This window comes from Roseovarius salinarum (assembly GCF_002834145.1).
In the GTDB taxonomy this organism is placed as follows: Bacteria; Pseudomonadota; Alphaproteobacteria; order Rhodobacterales; family Rhodobacteraceae; genus Roseovarius; species Roseovarius salinarum.
The window spans coordinates 1-494 of sequence record NZ_PHNT01000054.1 but is presented as its reverse complement, the minus strand read 5'-3'; the positions used below and the strand labels follow the sequence as shown (position 1 = coordinate 494).

Here is a 494-nt window from a genome sequence, read left to right as displayed (position 1 = left end):
GCCGCCGCAAGAAGTGGAGGAGGCGTTCTACGCACAGATGAACACCCTTGAAAAAGCCGCGTAGGTTTTGAACAAAGAAGCCTCTCGGAAACCCGGGGCGGTTCAAGCTGCGGATGATCGGGCTCCACCATGCCGCGCCTCACGTCCCGCCCCAGGTTTTAGCTTTCGTTCCAAGAAGAGTTGGCCACCGCGTTCGGCCGCTCTCTCGAAAGCATGGCGTTCGCGGCCTCACCCCGCGATCTTGGCGTGGAGCTCCTTCACCTGCCCCTCGTCGATCTCCGGTATCTTGCGGCCTCCGCGCTCGAACACGCCGGACGCGCCTTTGAGCAGGGCTCGCTTCCATTGATGGATCATCGTCGGATGCACTCCGAACCGGCTCGCCAGCTCGGCTGAACCGCCCCGGGTTTCCGAGAGGGTAAAACTCTCAGAGGATGACCGTTATGGAATCGAAGAAGAAGCACACCCCGACATACACGGCCGAGTTCCGCGAGCGC

The 494-nt window shown here is 61.5% G+C and carries 1 protein-coding gene; it reads right to left on the bottom strand.

All coding sequences use genetic code 11. From position 1 onward, the window contains the following. Positions 1-228 precede the first annotated feature (228 nt). Positions 229-354 carry a hypothetical protein gene (locus CEF10_RS17400; RefSeq protein ID WP_269801335.1) on the bottom strand — a complete coding sequence of 42 codons (126 nt, stop codon included), beginning with the start codon at positions 352-354 and terminating at the stop codon, positions 229-231. Positions 355-494: the final 140 nt, after the last annotated feature.

What these genes read in the sequence shown, in the direction of transcription:
- CEF10_RS17400 (WP_269801335.1), bottom strand. Translation starts at nt 354, where the DNA reads ATGATCCATCAATGGAAGCGAGCCCTGCTCAAAGGCGCGTCCGGCGTG.